This is a genomic window from Streptococcus sanguinis, from assembly GCF_008329445.1.
In the GTDB taxonomy this organism is placed as follows: Bacteria; Bacillota; Bacilli; order Lactobacillales; family Streptococcaceae; genus Streptococcus; species Streptococcus sanguinis_O.
This window is the reverse complement of the sequence record NZ_VIBR01000002.1, coordinates 205,421-229,622: the sequence shown is the minus strand read 5'-3', so window position 1 is coordinate 229,622 and position 24,202 is coordinate 205,421. Positions and strand designations below refer to the sequence as shown.

Sequence of the window (24,202 nt, the reverse complement as noted above, 5' to 3'; positions counted from 1 at the left end):
TCTCCTTATTTAGAATTTTTTTTGGCAACTTTTTTATAGGTTTCCCGGCGATTTTCGATCTCGCTGAGAAATTGCAGATAATTATCAAAGCGGAATGAAGCTATCTGGCCGGACTCGACTGCTGGCTTAACGGCACAAGCTGGCTCATGGGTATGAGTGCAAGTACGAAATTTACAGGACTGGCTTAACTCAGCAATCTCTGGAAAAGCTTGATTGAGATCTTCAGCTGTAGTCACCTCGTAATCCAAAGACGAAAACCCTGGTGTGTCGGCAATCTTGCCGCCGTTTAGATTGTAAAAGCTGACAGCCCGTGTCGTATGGCGGCCACGACCCAGACTTTCAGAAATCTCTCCTGTTTCAAGCTGCAGGTCTGGAGCGATTTTATTGAGCAGGGTGGACTTTCCAACCCCAGTCTGTCCCATGAAAACAGTGATTTTCCCTGTCAGCAGCGGTAGTAACTCCTCAGTTGCTTTAACGACCTCATAGCCGATAGCCTGATAGGACTGTACATAGGCATCCAAGCTCTGCTCGTCCTCTAGCAGGTCCAACTTGCTGATGTAGATAATAGGATGAATCTGTTTATGCTCTAAAAGCACCAGAAAACGATCTAACAGATTGGCATTGAAATCCGGCTCTTTCGCGCTCATGATTACAACTGCCTGGTCAATATTGACAATCGGCGGCCGTACTAGACTGTTCTTTCGCTCTGCTATTTTTAAAATATAGCCTTCCGAGTCTTTTTCTGCTGAAAATTCGACTTCATCACCGACATAAGGTGTCTGCCCTTTTTTGCGAAAATTACCCCGCGCTCTGGTTTGATAAACCTGTCCATCCGACTCTACATAATAGAAACCAGCCAGAGCCTTAATGATTTTTCCTTGCAAGATTGCTCCTTAAAAGTTAATACACTCATTATAACAAAAAAAGCGAGATTTAGCTTGCTTGTTTTGCATAGAAGACATTTCTTAAGGTTGGCTTCATTTTTCATAGAAAACAATCGCTTTAAAATATTTGTAATAAAACTGGCATGATAAAAGCGAACAAGCTTAAAAGAACCTGTTCGCTTTTTTATATCGAATGAGATGCTCACTGTAATTTTCAGTAAGTCACAAAACTGATTAGCTGCGTTTTGCCTTAGCTACCAGCATTCCTCCTGCGAGAAGCGCTGCTAGGAAGCCAAGAATAGTAACAAGGAGATTTTCTTCCTGTCCAGTACGCGGAAGAGCTTTTCCTCCGACTTTCGGAGCTTGACCGCCTGGCTTATCAGCAGAAACCTTCCCTTCAACACTCTCTTTCTTAGCAGGGACATGACTAAAGGTCAGCTGAGTACCGTTGATCTCAAGCTTATAGCCATCTACTGGATCAGCCGCAACGCTATAGACAATTTCCTTGCCATCCTTGTACTTAGGAAGGTCGCTAAAGTTATACTGCCAACCATTTTCTCCTGACACAACCTCTTCTTTGATTGGTTTGCCATCTGCCAAGAGGCGAACAGTAACCTTAGAAGGTCGCACCTTATCTTGATTTTCAGCATCTGACCATACCGCAGTTCCCTTAACAGCAATCTGTGTTGGTTTATAGCTGTTAGTCAAAGTGAAGCTGCCATCTGTTGCTTGTTCTTGGCTACTGCTATAACCCTCAACTGTCACTTCCTCAAGGACTGTATAGTTGATTTTCTTGCCCTTCTTATTCTTAGGCAGATCTTTAGACTCAAACTTCCAGTCAGTAGCGGCTGTCACTTCCAGCTCATCTACCACCTTGTCTCCGTCCAAAATCTTTACCTTGATAGATGCTGGGCGCTTGCCGTCTTGATTATTAGCATCATCCCAAACCTTTTGACCAGAGACTTTAACAGTTTCTGGAGTGTAGGAGTTGGTAATAGTGAACTTATCAATCTTAGTTTCATATTGAGCAACTGACACTTCAGAAAGCGTGTAGACAATCTCTTGACCATTTCTATATTTAGGCAGGTCTTTAGATTCAAACTTCCATCCATTAGCAGCTGTTACTTCAAGTGTATCAACAATAGTGCTTCCATCCATTACCTTAACTGTAATAGATGTTGGGCGTTTGCCGTCTTGATCGTCTGCATCATCCCAGACTTTCTGACCAGAAACTTTAACCTGCTCTGGAGTATGAGAGTTAGTGATTGTCTGACCTTCTACTTTCGGACTGTAACCTTTTTCTTTCAAAGCGGCTACTGTTGCATCATCTTCTTTGACAGAGTAGGTAATCTCCTGTCCCTTGTCAAATTGAGGCAGATTGGTGAAGCTTGCTTTCCAAGTGTTAGCAGCTGTCTCATTATCAGCCGTCAAGGTCAACGTTTTACCTACGACAGCAATTGGATCTTGACCATTTACTGAGCGATACAGCTGCACTGTGATAGAAGCTGGACGCTTGCCGTCCTGGTTATCAGCATCATCCCAGACCTTAGTCACAGCATATTCTGTACTTTGAGGAGTGTAAGAATTAGTAATGGTGAACTTATCAATCTTAGTTTGATATTCCGCAACTGCTTCTTCAGTAACAGTGTAGGCAATCTCTTGACCTGCTGCATACTTAGGAAGGGCTTTAGACTCAAACTTCCAATCGTTAGCAGCTGTTACTTCCAGCTCATCTACGACAGTATCGCCATTTTTCACTTTAACCTTAACAAAAGCTGGACGCTTGCCGTCTTGGTTATCAGCGTCATCCCAAACTTTTTGACCGGAAATCTTAATCATCTCTGGAGTGTAAGAGTTGGTAACTGTGAAATCTTTGATTTCTTTAGTGTAGCCAGCTACATCATCTTCCTCAATAGAGTAATCAATCTTCTGACCATTTTCATAGACTGGCAGATTTTCAAATTTGGTTTGCCATTGATCAGCAGCTGTCACTTCCTTGCTAGCGACTTCTGTCTTGACACCGCCAACTGTCTTCATCAGCTTAATGCTAATCTTAGTTGGACGCTTACCGTCTTGATTATCGCTGTCATTCCAGGTCTTGCTGGCAGTGATTTCTGTCTTTTCTGGTGTATAAGAGTTAGTGATATTGTAGCCGTTGAGATTGGTTGAATAACCCGGTACAGCTTCTTCTGTCACTGTATAGGTGATCCGTTGGCCATCCTTATAGACTGGCAAGCCAGTAAAGTTGTAAGACCAACCTTCTGCCTCACTGACTGTTTGGGTATTGACTTTTTGACCGTCAGCCAGCAGATTAACTGTGATAGAAGCTGGGCGCTTGCCATCCTGGTTATCGCCATCCTCCCAAGTCTTGCTTCCAGACACAGTCGTTGTCTCTGGAGTGTAAGAGTTGGTAATGTTGTAACCATCCACTTTGCTAGTATAACCTGGAACAGCTTCCTCACTTACGGTATAAGTGATTTCTTGACCTGACGCATATTTAGGTAGAGCCTTAGACTCATACTTCCAGTCGTTAGCGGAAGTAACATTTTGCTCATCAACAACCGTATCACCATTCAGAATTTTAACCTTAACAGAAGCTGGACGCTTACCATCTTGGTTGTCCGCATCATCCCATCTCTTCTGACCAGAAATCTTGACCGTTTCTGGAGTGTAAGAGTTGGTGATGTTGTAGCCGTCCACCTTGCTCGTGTAGCCTGAGACAGCTTCTTCTGCAACAGTATAAGCAATTTCTTGGCCAGCTGCATATTTAGGAAGAGGATTAGATTCATATTTCCAACCGTTAGCAGCAGTCACTTCCTGTACATCGACAATATCTTGGCCTTTCAAGATCTTGACTCTAACAGCATTTGGACGCTTGCCGTCTTGGTTTTCCGCATCATCCCACTTCTTCTGACCGGAAATCTTGATGGTTTCTGGCTTGTAAGTGTTGGTCACTACAAAGCCATCAGCAGCATTGCCAGTTACCTGAGATTGATAGTGAGGGACCGCGTCTTCTTCCAGAGAATAAACAACTTCTTGTCCCTTTTCATATTTGTTCAAGTTGGTGAACTCGGTTGCCCACTGGTCAGCTTCGGTCAGAGTTCGGTTCGCAACTTCTGATTTCTGACCACCGACTTCTTTATAAAGTTTTACAACAACATTGGCAGGACGTTTGCCGTCTTGATTTTCAGCGTCATCCCATTTCTTGCTGGCTTTGATAGCGATTTTCTCTGGCGTACGACTATTGGTAACAGTGAGATTTTCCTGATCTACTTCTGGAGCATCGTAGCCATCAAACTGATCTTCACCGATTGTATAGGTGATTTTTTGACCGCTTGCATCAAAGATTGGTAAATCAGTTGTCTGAGCTGTCCACTCCGCATCTGTACTGCCACCAGTTACGGTCACTGTCTTATCAGCCAGCTTTTGACCGTTAGCGTAGACATCTACAGCAATAGAAGCTGGACGCTTGCCGTCCTGATTGTTTTCATCTTTCCAAATTTTCTTGACTGTCAGCTTTTTGCTGGCATTTGGATCAACCGTGTTCTTGACTGTCTTAACCGCTCCATCAGCCTTGATAGTCACCTTCATCGGATTGCTGTCCAGTACATAGCCTTCCGGAGCTGTTACTTCTTCTACTGTGAATTGACCTTTCTTGATTTCTTCACTTGAGAAAGGTTGTGTAGAAACCCGACCGTTAGCATCTGTCGGCGGCAGAGTAATCTCTTCACCGCTAGGAGTTGTCACCTTAAAGACAGCACCTTCCAGCATTTTGCCAGTCTTAGAATCTTGCTTGTAGAGAACCAGACTGTTGCTAATATCAGCTGTGATGACACCGCCCTCTGTAATCCGGCTGCTGCGCTCTATCGTAGAACTCGTCTGACTAGGACGATCGTCTCTGAATGGCAGTTTTGTATTATCAACTTCCATCTCAGCCGTATTGGATACTAAAGAACCATCAGCTGGTGAAGTTGTCATATAGTTCAACATAAAGGCACGATTGCCTGGGTTATTGATGGTTAGAGTAAACTCAGTATAAGTGTCATTATAGGCAACCGTATAATCTTGACCTTCTTTCAAGATAACAGAATTCGCAATACTTGATAAACTCTGCGTGTACTCCCCTTGGCGAAGGACAAATTGCTCCGGAACGAATTGCATTGGTGCACTGCTATCTGGAATTACATCCTTGATAACAATCGGAGAATTATAAGTCTTTTGCTGAGTATTGATACGAACAGTCCAGTTATGGGAGTAGTCTCCGCTCTTGCCAAGAATAGCCGAATTATATGGCTTCTTAGCAATGACCCCTCCAATCTTAGCGTAGTTTTCACCGGCTGTTGAAAAACTGCTTTGTTTGCGCTCGTTAATGGTTACCTTATGGCTCATCGCGCCTTGAGTTTCCTCGGGATTATAATTCCAGTCCTGATCAGCGCCTACTGTCGTCGCCTGAAAGTCAAAGAAGAAGCTCCCTCTTACTCCACTAGCAGTTGTCTTAGACTTGTAATCTGCCAAATTCTGAATAGTAACCGTGATCAGACCGCCCTTACCTGAACCATTCGATGTCATCTTAGCAGCTCCGAGCTGGACCTGCGTTTCATTATCTGTCAGGGTAAAGGTTGTACCATCAGCAATGGTTGCACCGTTCGGTACTGTAAAGGTAAAGGTATCCCCATCCTTGAGCTGGTTATCGTAAGCAGACAAATCAAAAACTAGCTCATAGCGATAATTTCCCCCTTGAACCAAATTGTAAGCACCATTAACCTTAGTTGCTTCGCGGCCATTAGAATGGTCCCAGATTTTAATATCTGTGATTGCATTCTTCAAAGCATCGGCTTGAGCAGTTGCTGTAAATAGCTTCAAATCCAGCAAAAACAGAAGGGGCAGCATCAAAAATAGCAGCCATTTTTTCAGTTTCATAACATTCTCCTTTTTTATTTCGTTACCTAAATAAGTAATTAATCTAATTGTAACAAATACTTGCTATAATGGCAATATCATAGAACTATTTTAGTAAAGAAAAAATAGAAATTTTTCTGCTTTTTTCATACAGTGAAAAAAACTGATATTCTCTATTGGCATTTTCACAAAAATAAGTTATAATAGAATCTCAAGCGGAGGTGGTGGAACGGCAGACACGCATGCTTCAGGCGCATGTGCCCGTACGGGTGTGAGGGTTCAAATCCCTTCCTCCGCATAAAAAGCAATCCTATCATGATTGATAGGATTTTTTGTTATTATGAAGTAAAATTACACTGCTGAGAAAAGCCAGAAAGGTCAGTCCCCCTGTTAAATACTTCTCTAATAGACTCGTGGTCACAAAGAAATTGAAAACAGTAGCCAAAAAGAGAAAAACAGTTCCACTTAAGATGATCTTTCCCAAAACAGAAGACTTCAAGCTACTTCTTAGCCAACCACCAAAAGATAGATAACTAAGACTAAAGAAACCCCACAGCAAGAAAAGCAGGAAGTTAACTGGCCGCAACCATAAAGGAAATATTATATAAGCGCCGCCAAATACCAAACGTCCCAGAGGCAGACCTAGCATAAGCAGGAAATGGAGTAAAGACTGCGAAAACCAGAGCAAGGCAGAAAACAAAGACAGAAATTTCACTTTCATATGTACCTCATGAGCAAAATAGAAGACCAGCTATATAGAGCAGATCTTCTATTTTTTATAATCCCTCTGACTTCAAAGCGTCTGCCAAGCGAGCAAATTCCTCTAAACTCAGAGCTTCTCCCCGAACACTTGGAGATAACTCCGCTCGTTCTAAAGCTGCTGTCAGTTTGCCTTTAGTCTCCTCAGACTTCCCAAAACAACTGGTCAGGTTATTCCAGAGAGTTTTCCTGCGGTGGACAAAACTGGCCTTGGAGACCTTGAAAAAGAATTTCTCATCCTGAACCTCAACTGCCGGCTGCTCTCTGCGCACCATCTTGAGAATAGCCGAATCCACATTAGGCGCTGGCACAAAGACTGTCCTCGGCACGATAAAGGCAACCTTGGCCGTCATGTAATACTGCACCGCAATCGACAAACTACCATAAGCCTTGGTATTCGGCTGAGCCGAAATCCGATCGGCCACTTCTCGCTGCATCATAACGACAAACTCACTAAAAGGAATCCCGCTCTCAATCAAATGCATGAGAATCGGTGTTGTGATGTAGTAGGGCAAGTTCGCCACTACCTTGATAGGCAGGTCTGGATTTTTAAACTCTGCTATGTACTGAGCCAGATCAACCTTGAGAATATCCTGATTGACCACGGTCACATTGTCAAAATCGCGCAGAGTATCCGCCAAAATCGGTACCAGCCGTTCATCAATCTCAAAGGCCATGACTTCGGCGGCACTTTCGGCCAAAAATTCTGTCAACGCCCCAATACCAGGACCAATCTCGATGACATTGACCTTTTTATCAATCTCAGCTGTGTCCACAATCTTCTGGAGGATGTTGGTATCAGTCAGGAAATTCTGACCGAAAGATTTTTTAAAAGTGAAACCGTGACGCTCCAGAATGGCACGGGTCACACTATGGTCTGCAATTCGCATCTTTTCTCTTTTCTAATTCTTTATTCATTATCTTTTAAGGAGGTCATTTGCCCTAGCAAGGTGTAGAGTTTTTTCTGCTCTTCTTCCTCGTAAGCAAATGCATTAGCCTTAACTTCTCTGTATTTCTCGTCATACAAAAAACCCTCATAGCCATCTTCTGTAGATAAGGCTGTATAGACTTTCGCCATTTCTTCAGGACTAATCGAAAATCTCGACTTAATTTTATACAGATTTTTCATAAAAGCGCTGAGGTGATCATAGCGGCGCATATCTACTTTGACATTGGTCACACGGATGGCCTGAACCTTGATACCTTTCCAATGCTTCCGCATATAAAGCGACAGCATCAACAAGGCCAGTTTATTCTGATAATAGGTCTTAGCAGGACTGTAATGTTTTTGTCCAGATAAATTTTCAAAATCAAGCTTCATGAAAGGATAAAGCACCAGCCCTTGGGAAGAAATATTAATAATCCGACCACTTTCTGACTTTCCCAACAAGTCTTTCAATAAGGAAGAAAGCAAGAAAGGAGCGCCCACATTGGTCGCAAATTGTTTTTCCAATCCGTCTTTGGTAAGAATCGGCTTTTTGACCGATAAATCAAAATCGGCCGCATTGTTAATTAAAACATCTAAATTCTCTTCTTTGTGGATATACTGTTCTACCGCTTGCCTGACACTTTTCATATCAGATAAATCAACCAAGATATAATCTACATGCGGATTTTCTGCTTGTTGACGGATTTCCTCACAGGCTTGCTCAGCAGCTGCTTTTCGCCGGCAAAATAGGGTCACTGACCACCCCTTTTCAGCCAACTGTTTTGCAGCCTGATAGCCAATCCCACTATTGCCACCTGTAATAATTACTTTTTTCATTTCTTACTCCGTTAGACCTGAATATCTGAGCATGGTTTCTTCCACTTCCGCCAAAGTCACCCCAAACAATTCCAAGCGTTTAAGCAGCTGTTTGCCGTTAGAATAGCCGATACGGAGCTGCTCACCCAAATACTCTCGACGCTGTCGGCTATCGTTTCCCATAAGCAGACCTAATCGTACGAGGTCGCTTTTAGTGATATCAAAATTATCCTCATCATCAAAATATCCAACCAGCCCAGCTAACGCCTGCTGCAAATCCTCAAATGAAGCGTGCTCTACCCCAAGCGATTTACCCTTGTTCTTAGACTTGGGAGCTGCCTCATCTCGACGAAGAAAGGCATGCTGAGCAGTTGGCACTGCCTTCATAATCATTCGACGGATACGCTCTCCATTGTAGTCTGGATCGGTAAAGACAATAACACCACGCAGCTGGTGCAGTTTCGCAATCCGCTCTAGGTCTTCTTCATTGATAGCGGAACCTCTCGTTTCGTAAGTGTCCACTTGGTAAAATCGCTGCAGATTAGCTGTGTCATCCTTGCCCTCAACGACAATCACCTGAGGGATTTTTATCTTCTCAGTCAAGCCTAAACACCTTCTTTGCATTTTCATAGGTCGCTTGCGCCACTTCTTCGACCGTCAGCCCACGAAGTTCAGCAATTTTCTCTACCACATAGCGGGTATAGGCTGTTTTGTTTTCTCGGCCACGCTTGGGAACAGGCGCCAAGTAAGGCGCATCCGTCTCGACGAGGATTTTGTCCAAAGGTAGGTTCTGCGCAGCCTCCTGAATATCCGTCGCTTTCTTAAAAGTAACGACTCCAGAAAAGGAAATCATCATCCCTAGCTCGATAAAGCGCTCTGCCATTTCCAAAGAACCGGAATAAGAGTGCATAATACCACCTCGAGGGCCGACACCCTCACTCTTGATAATCTCATAGGTGTCTTCTAAAGCATCACGCGTATGAACGACAAAGGGCAGGTTCAGCTCTTTGGAGAGCTGGATTTGGCGTCGAAACACCCTCTCCTGAACATCCTTGGGCGCAGTCATCCAGTGATAGTCCAGCCCAATCTCGCCCAGAGCCACAACCTTGGGGTGACGAAGCTTATCCAGCAGATAGGCTTCCACCGCCTCATCATAAGTCCCAGCCTCAGTCGGATGCCAGCCAATCGTAGCATAAAGCTGATCATAGCAATCTGCCAGCACCAAGGCGCGCTCAATGGTCGGTCGGTCAAAACCCACAATATTTATTTTGCTGATGCCCATTTCTGTAGCCAGCTGGAGCTCCTCTGCCTCTCGACCAGCAAATTCTTCCACATTTAAATGCGTGTGTGTATCAAAAATCTTCATGGTTTACTTCCTTGTATTTCCTGTCCTTTATTATACCAAAAATGACCTGAAAAATCAGAAGTCTCTTCAAAGCAGAAAAATAAGACAGCTGCCATTCAACAGCTATCCGAATCTGCCTTCAAGTTCTTCATTGGAATAATCAAGTAGAAAGACAGTGCCAGCATTAACACAAGCGGGAGGAGAATATAAATAACCCCCAAACTGCTAGCAAGAGCTATTAACAGCATAGATAAAACACTCGGAACAGCCATGCTAAATAGATTAATAGCCGACTGGATGGCTCCCATTGCTTCTTCTGGTATTAGGCTGAATACAGATTTCTGCAATCTTGGACTCAGCAAACCGACTGTAACAGAGCAAGCAAAGCTCGCTATCAGGACAAGTAAAAAGTTTTGCCAGAAAAAACCGCAAAGAATAAAACTTTCACATACTTGGCTACTATACATAGCAAGCTTCGTCGAAAGTTTTTTCAGCAAACTGCCACTCAAAATATTCCCTAAGATCAGACCAACAGAACTTAAAACAATTAACACGGCAACGGACTGACCGACCTGCAGATTCCAAAAAGGCCTTTTCAGCAATAAAAGAGTCGCTACCGGCGTCAGAATATTCAGAGTGACCTGCCCAAAGGTTGAAACCAATAACAACCTCACAACGTTTTTCAATCCCAGCAAGACTTTTAGAGAATCCAATAAATGCTGCCAATAATTCTCTTTATTTAGCTCCTTGGCACTGCTGAGCTCCGGTTCTAAGTCCTGTAAGTTTTGACTAATATGCCAAAATCCAAGGTAAGCTAGCAAGAATGTCAGAGCATTCAGTCCCGCCAAAGCTCCGATACTCATCCAAGCGATGAGAAAACCGCCAGCTAGATTCCCCAAAATATGAACCAGACTCATACTAGCCTGCCGAAAGCCCATTGCAGAGGTCATATCTTGCTCAATCACCTTTACATAAACTGGGGTCAGCATGGCCCCTGAAAAATAACTCAGACTATCCGACAGAAAGTTAATCAAGCAAATCACAAGCAGAATCAAGAAGGAGAAATCTTGTCCAAGCAGCAAAAACGTTACCAAGCTATATAACACGACCTTACTAAACTGTATAAGCAGGCATTTATGGATACGATTCTTCTGAAAGTCCGCCGCAACTCCAGTAAAAACCTGAATTAACTGGGGCAGCGTTTCAGAAAGAGAAATCAATAAAACCGCAAGTGGAGCAAAGGAGTAAGCAGAAACATAGTTCATCAAAGCCAAATAAAAAACAATGTCTCCGAAACCTGAAATCCATTGATTGATGAGCAACTGGCGAAAATTTTTGTTTTTTGCAAAAACAATCATATGACATCTCCTTTACTCTTGTTAGATTTTTGTTTAACAAATCATAACAATTAATTAGTTGGTTGTCAAATTTTTATTAGATTATTATTTTACAGAAAGAAGACCTAGAATGAATCCAGGTCTTCTGAAACTATGTTAGGTCCTGTTTGAACTTCTCTATAATCTTTCGAATCAGTTCTTTATTGACCGTGTATTTAATAGAATCATCATCCACCACAAGCTCCAGCAAGCCTGAATTTAGGAGCTTTTGCGTATGGAATGAGATAGAGGCTCTTGTAAGCCCCAGTTTTTTAGCTATATCTTTATTCTTGGCATGCGGCTGAATCAATTCAATCAAGACTTTATAGCGGGTTTCATCACCAAGAGTTTTGAAGGTCAGAGCCAATGTTTCATCGTTAAGCTCCGATTCCGCCTTTGATAACTGGGAACTTCTCGTCGAAAGGACTAAGGAATAGGAGGTGAAATCAGGAACCTTTTCGAGAAAAGAGTCAATAAACATGGGTGACAGAACAAAGACTTGAGTGTCCTTTTCAAGAAGCTTGGCATTCTGCTCTTCATCATCCATCACATCAAATAGGCTAAATTCTTGTTCAAAAGCTAATACTTCCTGCTCAAACTGCTCATAAATAGGCTGATAGAGCTCGAACACTCTTTCCAGCAAGGAAACCAATTGGTCCCGAAGCTTCTCTGGATGCTGAATAGCTTGGTACCAGTACCATTTATTTTCCGGAGACTTGTCACTATTCTCTATAAGAGACAGTAGATCTTCAGGATATCCCTTGGTAACTTCCCCTTTAGAAAGCTTAAGTGATAAGCAATAGAGGATTTGCTCTGCGTCTAGTTTTTTCAAACATTCTAACAAGTCATGCAAATTGGCCGGATCTTCTCCTTTTTCTAGCAAGTAGAGGTAGAGGAGCGGAGCCAGTCCCACCGTAGCTCCTTCAAACAAACTAACCGCAACAAGCTCTCTCTTCAAGGGAAGTAAATCCTGATAGAGCTTATCATAGTGAGGCTGTACATCAAAAAGCAGCTCCTTTTGATTCTGTCGTAAATCCTTCCACATATGTTTATCATCCCTTGAAACGATGGCAGGAACCATGAGAAATTCATATAACTTACTACGATAATGAACAAGCTTTACACCCACAGACTCTTCCCTCCTTACACATACTCCGCTTCTGACCAGAAATAGTATACAATTCCTGTTTTTCATTATACCAAAAATCAGGCGAAATATTCATCGTCTTCTACTCTGTTCATCTCCAGACAAGAAATCCATCTCTATAAAATAAGAACTTTTTTAGAAACTTTCATCTAGTCCTTAAGACCGATTTTATCTTTTTTCGATATTTTCTTATTGATTATCGATAATATTCGTGTTATAGTTACTAAGAAATGAAACGTTAGTCGGAGGAAATTATGACAGACAAAATGAAAAAGACTGCTGAAGATATGAGCATTACTCTTACAAAAATCAGTATCAGCCTTTTATTTATTGCTTCCATTATCCTGATAGCCCTAGGACCTTGGGTCGTCAACCTAGTTATTGAATTTCCCTCTCCTTTCTTTCAAGGAGAGACACGCTTTTGGATCTTGCTGCTGTTTGGCTATGTCCTCGGCTGCCTAGCACTGGCCTGCATTGTCCATCTCTATCGACTCCTGAGCCGCATCGGTAAAAATCAGGTCTTTATCACACAAAATGTTCAGTACATGCGCTACCTTGGCTGGGAAGTGGGTACTGTGGCTCTTATCTCCCTCTTTATGGGACTGACAGCTTATTTCCCTATGCTCTTAGTCACTGTTTCTTGCAGTATCTTGACCCTGATTATCCGTGTCATCCGCAACGCCTTTGGCAAGGCCATTGAGCTGCAGGATCAAGTGGACTACACTATTTAGGAGGTCTTATGATTCAGATAAATTTAGACCTTGTCATGGCGCAAAAGCGCATCAGCGCTGGCCGTTTAGCAGAGTTAATTGACCTAACACCAGCCAATCTATCTATCCTAAAAAATAATCGAGCCAAGGCTGTCCGCTTTTCAACACTCAACGCTCTCTGCCGTGAATTAGACTGCCAGCCTGGCGATATTTTGGAGTATATCCCTGACGATGAGGAGGAGAAATAATTATGGAATATCCAGCACCAGATCAGATGAATGTCCAGCCTTGTCTGCCCGCAGAGGAGGAAAGACAGACCATCTTCACTGGCCTAGAGGACAAACAACTGCGATTCTTTAAAATCAGCTATCTAATCCTCTATCTTTTAACCTACTTTTACTCTGCAGTATTTTTTAATTATCAAACTGCATCCTTTTTCCCTTTTGCAATCGGCCTTATATTATTAAGCGAGGCCTTAATCAGGAAATTAGCCTATCCATCTCTGCAGATAAAAAATCTTGACAGCAGATTAGAGGCCAGAAGCTTTCTGATCATGACGCTAGCTCAAGCTCTGGCTTTAAGTCTCTGGGGGCTTTATCGTCAGCTAGAATTTTTCCAATTTCTAGCCATCCACATCTCATTCGCCTTCTATATTCTGTCTCGCACCGGCTGGTTAAGCCAGGGGCGTTTGGGGATCCTGGTCTGGTTTGATGCCATTCAAGCCTTCTGCATCCTGCCCTTTAAAAATTTCATTGCTGCCATTCTAGTCTTTATAGAAGGCAAGCAGCAGGACTCTTCCGAAAGCTCTGACAGTCTGTCTTCAAAGAAAGCCCAACAGCTCGCGATTATCGTCAGCAGCTTCTTTGTCGCAGGAATCTTGGTCTACTTTGTCTGGTCCCAACTGAGTCAGGTTTCAGACAGCTTTGCCTCTTTCTTCAGCAATACCGCTGATTTCATTGAGAACCTCCTTGACTCCCTCTTTTCAAGTCTTGATAGCAGCATGATTCTCTTCAAGGCCTGCCTGGCTGTTCCTGTCAGTCTGTACTTGTACGGCCTCCTAGCCGGCAGTCTGTTAGGCAAAAAAGATACTAAACTTAGCTACAAAAAATTCCAAGCAAGCATCCGCCCTTTGCGAGTAGCACCCGCTTTCGCAGCCTACATTATCATCGGCAGCCTCTGCCTGACCTATGCGCTCTTTTTCCTGACGGGTCTGGGGGAACTCGGTCAGCTCCTAAGCGCTGGAACAGTAGCTCAGGCTATTTCTCCGCAGAATGCTTCGACTGTTGCCGTGGCTGGCTTCTGGCAACTGGTTCGGGTGTCTATCCTTAACTTTGCAGTCCTAGGCGTCTTCTATCTGATTGCCAAAAAACCGCTCTGGAATCAGAAAGGGACGCGATTCGCAGCTACTATCCTCTTTATCTTTACGGGTCTGCTGGCCTTGCTAGCTGGCTGGAAATTATTTGGCATCTACATCTACCTTTACGGACCAACACCGCTGCGCTTGATTTCAGCATGGTTCATCCTAGTTCTCTTAGTCTGGTGCCTACTGACCCTGATTCGTTTCTACAAACCTATCCAAGCCATCCGCATCGGTATCTTTTACGCCCTGATAAGCTTTACCTTGCTCTGCTATCTGTATCCAATACTTTTACCAGTAGCAAAATAAATAGCTGTACTTAACTATACACAAAAAAACCAGAAAGAAAATCAATTTCTTTCTGGTTTTTTTCTCTTTTTCTATCATTTACCGGCATTCAATAATAGACCGCTCATTCTTCTAATTCAAAGGAAAAAAATTATATCCTAAAATCACAGGTCAGCAAATGATCATTGACCATGCCAATTGACTGCATAAAGGCATATACAGTCGTAGAACCAACAAAAGAAAAACCTTTCTTTTTGAGTTCTTTGCTGATTTTATCGGATAGATCTGTTCGAGCGGGCACCTCTTCAATACTGGACCATGAATTAAGAATCGGTTCATTATTTACAAAAGACCAAATATAAGAATCCAAACTACCATATTCTTCTTTTAGTTTTAAATAGGCTTTAGCATTTTTTATAACTGCCTTTATTTTTAGCCTATTTCGTATCACTCTTTGATCACTAAGCAATTCTTCAATCTTCTGCTCGTCATAATTGGAGAGTATTTCAGGATCGAAGTTTTCATAAGCATCTGTCATAGCATCCATTTTTGACAAAATAGTTTGCCAGCTCAAGCCCGCCTGCTGACCTTCCAAAATCAACATTTTAAAGAGTTTATGCTCGTCATGCACAGGTCGCCCCCAGTCATGGTCATGATAATTTCTCTCAAGCTCACTATTTTCAGCCCAATCGCATCTTTTCATCTCAACCATCTATTTTCTCCTTATAGTTTGATTTTCTCAACTTGATTATTATCTAAAACCAAGAAAGCATCAGAAAAAGAGACTTCAAAAAGTTGCAAGGAGTTGCTATGCTGTTCAATAATATCTTGATAATAAGGATACTTCTGGACAAAAACGCTTCTTATATCCTCAATAGAAAGCTGACTTTCTTTGACTCTCCCTTGAATGCGGACATACCTTCCATCACCTTTCGGGACTGTTGTAAGAGCAATACGATTATTGGTTGCCAACTCTTGAATTTTATGACTATTTTTAAATGAGATAAAGAACAATTTCTTTGTCTCCTCATCATAGTAAAAATTTACAATTCTTACATTTGGGATACCCTTTACAGAAGTAGCTAGGGCCATTTCTGTCTGTTCTGCCAGTAAGACCTTAAAATATTGATTCATATTTGACTCCTTTATTATTTTCTCTAAAACTAGTATAATATAAAAAAGTGTCATTTTTTGAAACCATTTAATAAAAACACGGAGTTGCTCATGAATAAATCTCAAAGAATTATCGATATGCTTATTTTTCTCAATAAGAAAAGACAATTCAATCTAAAAGATATTATGAATCGATATCATATTTCAAAAAGCACTGCCCTTCGTGATATTGTCAGCCTTGAAACGTTAGGCATTCCAATTTATTCTGACTTAGGCCGGAATGGCAGTTATAAAATTCTTAGCAACGACTTGTTATCTCCTATTATTTTCTCCATAGATGAAATTTCTGCCTTGTATTTTTCCATGCTGACTCTAGAAAACTACAATATGTGCCCTTTTGATATTGATCTGCAAAAATTAAAAGAAAAATTTGAAAACTCAATTTCAGAACAGCAGTTAAGCAAGATTACAAAAATTGAGAAAATCCTTCAACCAGAAGTCAGGAAAACAATCAACAACTCTCAGTTGCGAATCATTCTTGATATTTTATTGCACAGGCAGGGAGAATTTTTTCCAATTAAGTATGAACAGCAGTCTCTTCAGGTTCAATTTATCAAACTATTTAGCTACAAAGGAGACTGGTATGTAGAAGTCCTAAATAAAGACACTGGCCAAAAAGGGGAACTTTCCTGCCAGTCTATTGACTTTCACCCATAAATTTAACACAAAAAAACCAGCGGTCTCGAGTCTCCGCTGGTTTCTTGATAAATCGCTTGGATTAAGCAGCCAAAACTTTGCGTCCTTTACGACGGCGAGCTGCCAATACACGACGACCGTTTTTAGTTGACATACGGTGGCGGAAACCATGTTTACGCGCACGACGGATTTTACTTGGTTGATAAGTACGTTTCACGATGAATACCTCCTCTTAGATTCTTGTATTCGTTTAGCCGGCTAGTTGTGATCAGTTACTAAACATACTTTACTATTCTATATGATTCCGGGGCTTTTGTCAATACTTACTTAAATAACTTTCTCTTTGTAAACGTAATCATATAACCCGAGTCGCTTCATAAAAGGGAATCAAGGCTGTCATGGCCTCCTGCAGCTGGGACAGCACTTGCTCTCTTGAAGCAGCCTGAGAAAGGGGAATATCGTATTTGACTAAGACCTTACGAACCTGACCGGCCGCTAACTGCCGAGTAAGGAACTGGCGATTTTCCTCTGTTCCTTCAAAGCGCTGACTCACACCATCTATCTGAGCAAAATAGTAAGCTGGCGACTGAATAGGCAACTCCAAGACCCGATTTTGCTTGCTGAGGCTGTGCTCATCTTTCTTGCGCTCCATGAAGCTCACCTCCAGCGATACCCCAAAATCTTCTGCAGTTCCATACAATCGCAGAGCAAACATCGGTTCTGTGATTTCTCCATAGCCTTTAAGATAATTCCAAAAATGGGGCCGCAGTATCTGCGCTTGATTCATCCACTGGCTGGTTCGCTCCAAGGTCAGCTTAGGATAGAGGCTCTGAAAATCCTTGACCAAATCCGCAAATTCCTTGCGTGCCGCCTGGCCCTTAGCTCTCAACTCCAACATAGACTCACGCAGTTGCCCTGCTTTATCTGGAGACATATACTTAGCCCCTTGATGAGGCAGATAACTTTCAATAGCTGGAAAAAGTGACATAAAAAATCCTTTCTTTTTTACTCTTTATAATAGAATACTTCTGACTTATTAACGTTAACACTTTGCGTGATAAGAATCCTGTCCCTCTTACGATTAGAAGCATCCATTATTTTTTGATTATCCAAAGTCATAGTCATATCTACACCAGCAGGAATAAATAATATTGCTGCACCCGGACCACCATAGGATACACCACCCTCTAAATAGGAGTTGACCATTTTAAACTGATTTCCTAATTTTAGCCCATTAGTCACCAAACCATTTTTATCAAAGGTCAGCTCTTCTCCATTTCCATTTTTCCACGTACCTTCAATACTTGAGAAATCACCGTTTTGAATGCTCGATAAATCCATTTGAGTTGAAATTTCTGGATTGTCCTCTGCTCCTATGGAGCTTTTTGATTGATAAGATTCAATATCTTTCCAAGTCAACGAAGATAAATCAAGCTCTTTTTTAGAAGCTAACCCAAAAACTGAAGCTGCGCTTTTTTCAGAATTTGAATCTACACCTGCTATTTGAAAATCTGCTTCTTTTAGCACATCTATACCACTATTATCAGATCTCAGTCGATAAAGATACCCCTTAGCATCAGGACTCAGAGAGTGCCATTGAGCATAAAAGACTGTTCCATCTGTATATATTGTGGCGCTTTCTCGACTTCCACCTACTGAAGCTACTTTTGATTGAGCTAAATAAGTTGATGCCCCTTGATTCAAATAATAAATAGCCGCTAAATAATAAGCCCCGTCAGAATGATGGCCTGTGATTAATTCATTCGTCCCATTTTTATCAATATCATAGAATGTGTATATCTGCGCACGGCCTTCTGAAGTATCTTTTGTTAATTTCTCCAAAGTCGAAGCATATAATTTTTCATCTTGTTCTACTGAAATTGAAGAACTCTTTTGCTCTTTATCCAATGCACTCTTACTCGAATCAGGAGTATTATCCTGATTCTCTATTTTCTTTTGGCCACAGGCAGCAAGTAATGCTAACCCTAAAATAATTAGAAAAACTCTCTTCTTCATAATTCTTTCTCCTAGTTTATTACTACAAAAACCAGCATCTCTGCTGGCTTTCTTTTTATTCGCTGTCAATATCCACAACGACATAGCGGTTAGGCTCGTCGCCTTCGGAATAGCTAGTCACGCCATCGATGCGAGAGATGATGCGGTGGATAATTTTGCGCTCGCTGTTAGACATAGGGTCTGTGTGCTGACCGCGTCGGTCTTCCAAAGCCCGCTGAGCCAGTTTCTGCGCATAGCTTTGCAGTACTTCTGCCCGATGTTCAACATAATCATTGACATTAATGGAAATATAGAAGCTCTTAGAATATTGGTTATAAAGATAGTTTTGCGCTAATAGCTGCAGAGCTTTCAAGACTTTTCCGTGGTAGCCAATCACGCGCCCCGGTTCATTGGTATCAATCTGCATGTTAATGGTACGGCGGTTGTGGCTGCTGGAAATACCAGCTTCAACATCCATCTCATCAACGATTTTCTGAACATAGTTCGTTACGTTGTCAACCACTTCTTCAATATCGTAGTCAGCTTCGACTTGGATGCCTAAGTCAGCAAAAGAACTTTCTTCTGTTTCTGTCGGTTCAGCCTTGTCTTTAGCTGCTTGTTCAAAAGAGATAACCTTGCTATCGTCCGCTTCTGCTTGAGCAATTGACTCATCGATAGCTTGGTTGGTCTTGAGAAGATCAATGGTGCCTGTCTCTTCTAAAATCGTATTGGCTTGCTTGTCATTTTTGAGAATTTCAGCCTTGACCTCATCTGAGATAACTTCGCCTTCTCCTTCGACTTTCTTGATGGCAGCTACCACACGGCCCAAATCAACCGTTGCTTCACTGACAGACTGCACAGGCTCATTCTGAGCGTTAATCTCTTCGGGAACACCTTTTACAGCCTTTTGATTGGCCTTGACAACTGTCGTCTCAGCAATCGGCTCGACATCCACCTGAGCTGGCTTCTTGCCAAACAGACCTAAAAAGCCTTTTTTCTCACGTGAAATAACAGTGATATGCGCTCTCATACGTGGAATATCCAACGTTTTCAAACCATTTTGAATGGCTTCTTCAACACTTGCTCCTGTAAAAATAACCATTGCAAGAGTCCTCCTTCTTACTTACTTTTTCTGTGCTTTTTTCAGGGCACGTTTCTTTTTCTGTTCCAATTGACGCTCTGACCGTTCCTTGGCTTCCCGCTCGGCAATGATTTTAAAAGGATTGCTCAGCAGCAAGGTCTGAACCACCTGATAAGCATTTGAGACCGCCCAGTAGAGGGCTACCCCGCTCGCCGCATAGAGGGCAAAAAAGAAAATCACAACTGGCATTAGGTACATCATGACTGTCATCCCGCCATTTCTCTCAGGCAAGGCCTTGTTTGAAAGCCAAGTACTGAAGAAAGTGAAGAGAGCTGCCAATAACGGAAGAATAAAGGTCGGATCTGTCGCTCCTAGATTGAGCCAGAGGAAGTGACCTGTTTTCATAAAATCAACCCGAGTCAGGGCTTGAAACAGAGCCAAGAGCACTGGCATCTGGATAAAGAGCGGAATGAATGAGGCATAAGGATTGACACCCTTTTCTTTGTAGAGCTTTTGAGTTTCCTCAGCCAAGGCTGTTCTGCTCTCCATATCCTTACCAGGATACTTTTCCTGCAGGCGCTTGATATGCGGCTGTACTTCCTGCAACTTGCGCGAAGAAGTCGTCTGGAATTGGAAGACCGGCAGGAGAACTGTCCGGATAATCAAGGTAAAGAGAATAATTCCAATTCCCTTGCTTCCGCCAAAGGATAGAAAACGAATGGTGTCCGCAAAGAAATAGACCAGCTTCTCCCAGAAACCATGTGAATCGGCCGTTACTTGACTAGTTCCGCAGGCTGTAAGAAAGAGCAACGAGGCAACCAGCAAAATCCCTAATTTACTTTTCTGTTTCACAAATGAATCCTTCCTGATAAAGTTTAGCAATCTTTAATACATGCAATAAATTTTGTTCAACTTGGTGGTAGTCCAACTCTTCCACTCCTTTGCGAGCGATAACTACGAAGTCCGCCTGGACTAACTGTTTCTGATGCTGCATCAAGACATGGCGGATTTTTCTTTTAATACGATTACGAACTACTGCATTCCCCAGCTTTTTACTGACGGAAATTCCAACTCGAAAATGCTTTTGCTCTTTTTCTAACATGTAAACGACAAATTTTCGATTAGCAAAACTCTGTCCTCTTTTAAAAATCGCATTAAAATCTTTTTCGCTCTTGACGCGATAGTTTTTTCTCAAAACTCAACTCCATCCACCAAAATTATATCTATTATACCATATTTTTCGAAAATGCCAATAAGAGCCGCTATGACGCCGTTTTTGCAAATATTTAAAAGGTTGATTCACCAAAAAAACACCGCAATTTCCTTGCGATGTTCCCTATATCTTATTCCTTTTCCAGCTGTTTTTTCGCTCTTTCCAACTCCTGACGGATCTGTGCAAATCCCGTCCCGCCAAGGGAATCCCGTTTTTGTACAGCGGTCTGCGACTCAAGTGCTTGATAAATATCCTCCTCAATCAGCGACGACACTTCCTGATAGCGGCTCAGCGGAATATCCTGTAGATAATAGCCTGCCTTGCTGCATTCCAGCACCAACTTTCCGACAATCTCATGGGCTTCCCGGAAAGGCAGTCCTTTCTTGGCCAGATAGTCAGCCAATTCTGTCGCATTGGAGAAGTCTTGCTGGGTTGAAACCAGCATTTTTTCCTTATTGACTGTCATACTAGACAGCATACCCGCCATAATATCCAGCGATTTTTGGATAGTATCTACTGTATCGAACATGCCTTCCTTGTCTTCCTGCAGGTCCTTATTATAGGCCAAGGGCAGGGATTTCATAACCGTCAGAAGACTGAAGAGATGGCCATAGACCCGGCCGCTCTTACCCCGAATCAGCTCCGCCATGTCCGGATTTTTCTTTTGCGGCATAATGGATGATCCTGTACTAAAGGTGTCTGACAGACTGACAAAGCCATATTCATAACTGCACCAGTTAATCAGCTCCTCGCAGAGACGAGACAGATGCATGATGAGAATGCTGCTGTTAGATAGAAACTCTAAGATAAAGTCTCGATCACTTACCGCATCCAAGGAATTGTGGTAAAGCCCTTTGAAGCCCAACAAATCAGCCGTCAGCTCTCGATCAATCGGAAACGTTGTCCCCGCCAGAGCTGCTGCTCCTAAAGGAGACAAATCCGTATGCTCCAGATTAAAGGCAAAGCGCTGACTATCCCGGCTGAACATCTGATAATAGGCCAGCAGATGATGAGCAAAGCTAATCGGCTGGGCATGTTGCAGATGGGTATAGCCTGGCATGATGGTCTCTACATGCTCTTCTGCCAAGTCCAATAGCACCTGACGCAGATTCAAGAGTTTATCCGCAATCTGGCCGAGCTGATCCTTGAGATAGAGGTGCATATCTGTCGCCACCTGGTCATTACGGGAGCGAGCCGTATGAAGCTTACCAGCTACTGGCCCAATCTCCTCGGTCAGAAGAGCCTCCATATTCATATGAATATCTTCATTACGCACATCAAACTCAATTTCTCCAGCCTCAAAACGTGCCAACAACTTTTCCAAGCCTGTCTGAATAGCAGCCGCTTCCTCAGGAGCAATGATTCCTGTCTGACCCAGCATTTTGACATGGGCTAGGCTGCCCTGCAGATCATAAGGAGCCAGACGATAGTCAAAGCCAATGCTAGCGCCAAATTCCTCTACCCAGCCTTCCAGAGAGGCTTCAAAACGTCCGCCCCACAGTTTATGATTCGCCATAGGAAAGCCCCTTTCTATTTGTCCTTGTGAGCCTGAACCTCTGCATGAACCTTAGACGGAAGACCCCATAGCTTGATAAAGCCAATTGCGGCATCCTGATCAAAAGTATCTGCACTGGTATAGGTAGCCAGACTTTCGTCGTAGAGAGAATTGTTAGACTTACGCGCTACGACTATCGCAGACCCCTTATAAAGCTTCACCTTAGCTGTGCCATTGACCACCTGCTGGGTGGACTTAAGGTAGGCAATCAAAGCTTCTGTCGCTGGGTTAAACCAGAGGCCATTATAGATGAGATTAGACAGCTCATTTTCGATAATCGGCTTGAAATGAGCCAATTCTCTGACTAGAGTCAGATCCTCGATTTCCTTGTGGGCAGCCAAGAGAGTCACCGCACCAGGGCATTCATAGATTTCCCGAGACTTAATCCCTACCAGACGATTTTCCACATGGTCAATCCGCCCAACACCGTGTTGTCCAGCTAAGTCATTTAGCTCAAGAATCAAGTCCGCCAGCTTCATCTTTTCGCCATCTAAAGCAACTGGCACACCAGCCTCAAAATCAATATTTACATAGACTGGACTGTCTGGCGCTTCTTCTGGCGCAACCGTCAAATCATAGGCGTCTTCCGGTGCTTCATTCCATGGGTTTTCCAAGACACCACACTCATTGGCCCGTCCCCAAAGGTTTTGGTCGACTGAGTAAGGACTATCCAGATCTGCAGGAATTGGCACGCCATTAGCTTTGGCATAATTAATTTCTTCTTCCCGAGACCATTTCCACTCCCGAACCGGAGCAATGACCTTGAGACTGGGATCCAAGGATGCGATAGCGACTTCAAAACGAACCTGGTCATTTCCCTTTCCGGTACAGCCATGGGCAATGGTCGTCGCCCCCGTCTTGTGAGCAATTTCAACCAATTTCTTGGAAATCAAAGGTCGGCTCAGAGCGGACACTAGAGGATATTTCCGTTCGTAGAAGGTGTGTCCTTGCAGAGCAACCAAGACATAGTCTTCTGCAAACTCGTCTTTAACATCAATAACATGTGATTCGATAGCGCCAACTTTCAGCGCCTTGTCATGAATGAAATCCAAATCATTTCCTTCACCTACGTCCATACAGACTGCGATCACATCATAATCCTTGTTCAGCCAAGTAATGGCCACCGAAGTGTCCAAGCCACCGGAATATGCTAAAATGACTTTCTCTTTAACCATATGATTACCTCTATCCTTCTACATTTTATTTTTAAACATTCTACTGTATGAAAATGCGAATGTCAAGAGGAAATTTAATATTTATTAAAATAAAAGCGTTTTATCAATTTTTATTCAAAATCAATATATTATATACTGAACTCAAAATAAGAAAAAAAGAGTCCATCAAGACTCCTTATTTTACGCGGTAAAAAACATCAGGATGTTCGGAAACGCTCTGGGTGATGATAAAGCGATCTTGACTGGTATCAGTCGGATCTGTCCCATTGACAGTCTCCCCAGCTGGCAGACTCTTTCCTGCTGGAATGATGAGAAAGGCAGCACCGGTTTGGTTTTTCCAACGAATCCCTGCTCGGTAAATCCCATTTTCATCTGGCCCAGAGTAATCTCCTGTCTCAAGCTTGGCAACATCTGACTCGATACCAGACGCATCGAATGTATAACTGTTCCCTTTAGCATCCTGCCAAGTACCAATCATACTGGAAAAATCTCCAGAAGCAATAGCCTTCATATCCAAACTAGAAGTTGATGCCGTCTCTTTCTCCCCTTTGCTAGCTCCCTTGGTAGACTTTTCACTTTCTGTTTCCGAATGCTGCTGAGAGCCAGCATCAGAAGTTTCTTGATTATCTGAGTCGCCAGAAAGTTCGCTCGAACTGGCCCCTCTCTCAGACTTTTTAGAAGATGCAGAACTAGTCGAACTTGCTTTAGAATTGTTGGAAGCAGGATTCGTCTGCTCTTTCTTTTGGTTACAGGTTACTAGCACGAGCAAGGCTACTAGTCCTCCAACCAAGATAATGATCCATTTTTTCATTTTTCTCTCCTTAAGGTATTTTCTTATTACAATTGTGACATAAAAACAAAAATT

The 24,202-nt window shown here is 42.7% G+C and carries 24 protein-coding genes and 1 tRNA gene; 5 read left to right on the top strand and 20 right to left on the bottom strand.

What is annotated here, in order from left to right:
• Positions 1-5: 5 nt before the first annotated feature.
• Positions 6-884, bottom strand: coding sequence for a ribosome small subunit-dependent GTPase A (gene rsgA / locus FKX92_RS06135; protein ID WP_149565819.1), 879 nt, complete (start codon positions 882-884; stop codon positions 6-8).
• 234 nt (positions 885-1,118) lie between these two features.
• Positions 1,119-5,804 (bottom strand): Cna B-type domain-containing protein, encoded by a 4,686-nt coding sequence (locus FKX92_RS06130; RefSeq protein ID WP_149565818.1) that lies wholly within the window; start codon positions 5,802-5,804, stop codon positions 1,119-1,121.
• 194 nt (positions 5,805-5,998) lie between these two features.
• Here FKX92_RS06130 and FKX92_RS06125 point away from each other — a divergent pair.
• A tRNA-Leu gene (locus FKX92_RS06125) sits at positions 5,999-6,081 on the top strand.
• Positions 6,082-6,096: 15 nt separating this feature from the next.
• Here the strand turns inward: FKX92_RS06125 and FKX92_RS06120 are convergent.
• The 7 genes from FKX92_RS06120 to FKX92_RS06085 form a co-directional block, all read right to left on the bottom strand.
• Positions 6,097-6,504 carry a hypothetical protein gene (locus FKX92_RS06120; protein WP_149565817.1) on the bottom strand — a complete coding sequence of 136 codons (408 nt, stop codon included), beginning with the start codon at positions 6,502-6,504 and terminating at the stop codon, positions 6,097-6,099.
• A gap of 55 nt (positions 6,505-6,559) precedes the next feature.
• A complete protein-coding gene (gene rsmA, locus FKX92_RS06115) occupies positions 6,560-7,432 on the bottom strand; it encodes a 16S rRNA (adenine(1518)-N(6)/adenine(1519)-N(6))-dimethyltransferase RsmA (RefSeq protein ID WP_125382586.1) in 873 nt (290 codons plus the stop codon).
• Positions 7,433-7,452: 20 nt separating this feature from the next.
• Positions 7,453-8,307, bottom strand: a complete 855-nt coding sequence (locus FKX92_RS06110; RefSeq protein ID WP_149565816.1) for an SDR family NAD(P)-dependent oxidoreductase — start codon at positions 8,305-8,307, stop codon at positions 7,453-7,455.
• A gap of 3 nt (positions 8,308-8,310) precedes the next feature.
• Complete coding sequence (gene rnmV / locus FKX92_RS06105) at positions 8,311-8,910, bottom strand: ribonuclease M5 (protein ID WP_162066087.1); 600 nt, start codon at positions 8,908-8,910, stop codon at positions 8,311-8,313.
• Positions 8,882-9,652 carry a TatD family hydrolase gene (locus tag FKX92_RS06100; RefSeq protein WP_149565814.1) on the bottom strand — a complete coding sequence of 257 codons (771 nt, stop codon included), beginning with the start codon at positions 9,650-9,652 and terminating at the stop codon, positions 8,882-8,884. The genes rnmV and FKX92_RS06100 overlap by 29 nt, the downstream gene beginning before the upstream one ends.
• Positions 9,653-9,747: 95 nt before the next feature.
• Positions 9,748-10,989, bottom strand: coding sequence for an MFS transporter (locus FKX92_RS06090; protein WP_149565812.1), 1,242 nt, complete (start codon positions 10,987-10,989; stop codon positions 9,748-9,750).
• A gap of 130 nt (positions 10,990-11,119) precedes the next feature.
• Positions 11,120-12,202 (bottom strand): ArsR/SmtB family transcription factor, encoded by a 1,083-nt coding sequence (locus tag FKX92_RS06085; protein WP_149565811.1) that lies wholly within the window; start codon positions 12,200-12,202, stop codon positions 11,120-11,122.
• Between the two features lie 206 nt (positions 12,203-12,408).
• Between FKX92_RS06085 and FKX92_RS06080 the strand changes: the two genes are divergently transcribed.
• From FKX92_RS06080 to FKX92_RS06070, 3 genes are read left to right on the top strand one after another with little or no spacing between them, the layout of a single operon-like run.
• Positions 12,409-12,885: a DUF2975 domain-containing protein gene (locus FKX92_RS06080; RefSeq protein WP_149565810.1), complete on the top strand. Its 477-nt coding sequence runs from the start codon at positions 12,409-12,411 to the stop codon at positions 12,883-12,885.
• 8 nt (positions 12,886-12,893) lie between these two features.
• On the top strand, positions 12,894-13,112 hold the full coding sequence (locus tag FKX92_RS06075; protein WP_002899126.1) for a helix-turn-helix domain-containing protein: 219 nt from the start codon (positions 12,894-12,896) through the stop codon (positions 13,110-13,112).
• A gap of 2 nt (positions 13,113-13,114) precedes the next feature.
• On the top strand, positions 13,115-14,530 hold the full coding sequence (locus FKX92_RS06070) for a DUF4153 domain-containing protein (RefSeq protein WP_149565809.1): 1,416 nt from the start codon (positions 13,115-13,117) through the stop codon (positions 14,528-14,530).
• Between the two features lie 130 nt (positions 14,531-14,660).
• On the opposite strand, the gene FKX92_RS06065 is transcribed toward FKX92_RS06070, so the two are convergent.
• Both FKX92_RS06065 and FKX92_RS06060 read right to left on the bottom strand, forming a co-directional pair.
• Entirely contained in the window at positions 14,661-15,221 is a 561-nt protein-coding gene (locus FKX92_RS06065; protein WP_149565808.1) for a DNA-3-methyladenine glycosylase I, read from the bottom strand.
• A gap of 11 nt (positions 15,222-15,232) precedes the next feature.
• On the bottom strand, positions 15,233-15,697 hold the full coding sequence (locus tag FKX92_RS06060; RefSeq protein ID WP_149565807.1) for a pyridoxamine 5'-phosphate oxidase family protein: 465 nt from the start codon (positions 15,695-15,697) through the stop codon (positions 15,233-15,235).
• Positions 15,698-15,733: 36 nt separating this feature from the next.
• Here FKX92_RS06060 and FKX92_RS06055 point away from each other — a divergent pair, with 36 nt between their 5' ends.
• Positions 15,734-16,339, top strand: coding sequence for a helix-turn-helix transcriptional regulator (locus FKX92_RS06055; protein ID WP_149565806.1), 606 nt, complete (start codon positions 15,734-15,736; stop codon positions 16,337-16,339).
• A 61-nt stretch (positions 16,340-16,400) separates the two neighbouring features.
• Here FKX92_RS06055 and rpmH read toward each other — a convergent pair whose 3' ends face one another.
• The 9 genes from rpmH to FKX92_RS06010 form a co-directional block, all read right to left on the bottom strand.
• Positions 16,401-16,535, bottom strand: coding sequence for a 50S ribosomal protein L34 (gene rpmH / locus FKX92_RS06050; RefSeq protein ID WP_002893904.1), 135 nt, complete (start codon positions 16,533-16,535; stop codon positions 16,401-16,403).
• 138 nt (positions 16,536-16,673) lie between these two features.
• On the bottom strand, positions 16,674-17,306 hold the full coding sequence (locus FKX92_RS06045; RefSeq protein ID WP_149565805.1) for a ribonuclease P: 633 nt from the start codon (positions 17,304-17,306) through the stop codon (positions 16,674-16,676).
• A gap of 17 nt (positions 17,307-17,323) precedes the next feature.
• On the bottom strand, positions 17,324-18,418 hold the full coding sequence (locus tag FKX92_RS06040; RefSeq protein ID WP_149565804.1) for a DUF6287 domain-containing protein: 1,095 nt from the start codon (positions 18,416-18,418) through the stop codon (positions 17,324-17,326).
• Complete coding sequence (jag, locus tag FKX92_RS06035; protein WP_002905445.1) at positions 18,390-19,415, bottom strand: RNA-binding cell elongation regulator Jag/EloR; 1,026 nt, start codon at positions 19,413-19,415, stop codon at positions 18,390-18,392. Before jag ends, FKX92_RS06040 begins: the two co-directional genes overlap by 29 nt.
• 21 nt (positions 19,416-19,436) lie before the next feature.
• Complete coding sequence (locus tag FKX92_RS06030) at positions 19,437-20,246, bottom strand: YidC/Oxa1 family membrane protein insertase (protein WP_149565803.1); 810 nt, start codon at positions 20,244-20,246, stop codon at positions 19,437-19,439.
• Positions 20,230-20,589 carry a ribonuclease P protein component gene (rnpA, locus tag FKX92_RS06025; protein WP_002917781.1) on the bottom strand — a complete coding sequence of 120 codons (360 nt, stop codon included), beginning with the start codon at positions 20,587-20,589 and terminating at the stop codon, positions 20,230-20,232. The genes FKX92_RS06030 and rnpA overlap by 17 nt, the downstream gene beginning before the upstream one ends.
• 148 nt (positions 20,590-20,737) lie before the next feature.
• On the bottom strand, positions 20,738-22,123 hold the full coding sequence (argH, locus tag FKX92_RS06020; protein ID WP_149565802.1) for an argininosuccinate lyase: 1,386 nt from the start codon (positions 22,121-22,123) through the stop codon (positions 20,738-20,740).
• Positions 22,124-22,137: 14 nt separating this feature from the next.
• Entirely contained in the window at positions 22,138-23,337 is a 1,200-nt protein-coding gene (locus FKX92_RS06015; protein ID WP_061592456.1) for an argininosuccinate synthase, read from the bottom strand.
• A 175-nt stretch (positions 23,338-23,512) separates the two neighbouring features.
• Positions 23,513-24,148 carry a DUF6287 domain-containing protein gene (locus FKX92_RS06010; RefSeq protein ID WP_149565801.1) on the bottom strand — a complete coding sequence of 212 codons (636 nt, stop codon included), beginning with the start codon at positions 24,146-24,148 and terminating at the stop codon, positions 23,513-23,515.
• Between the last annotated feature and the right edge of the window lie 54 nt (positions 24,149-24,202).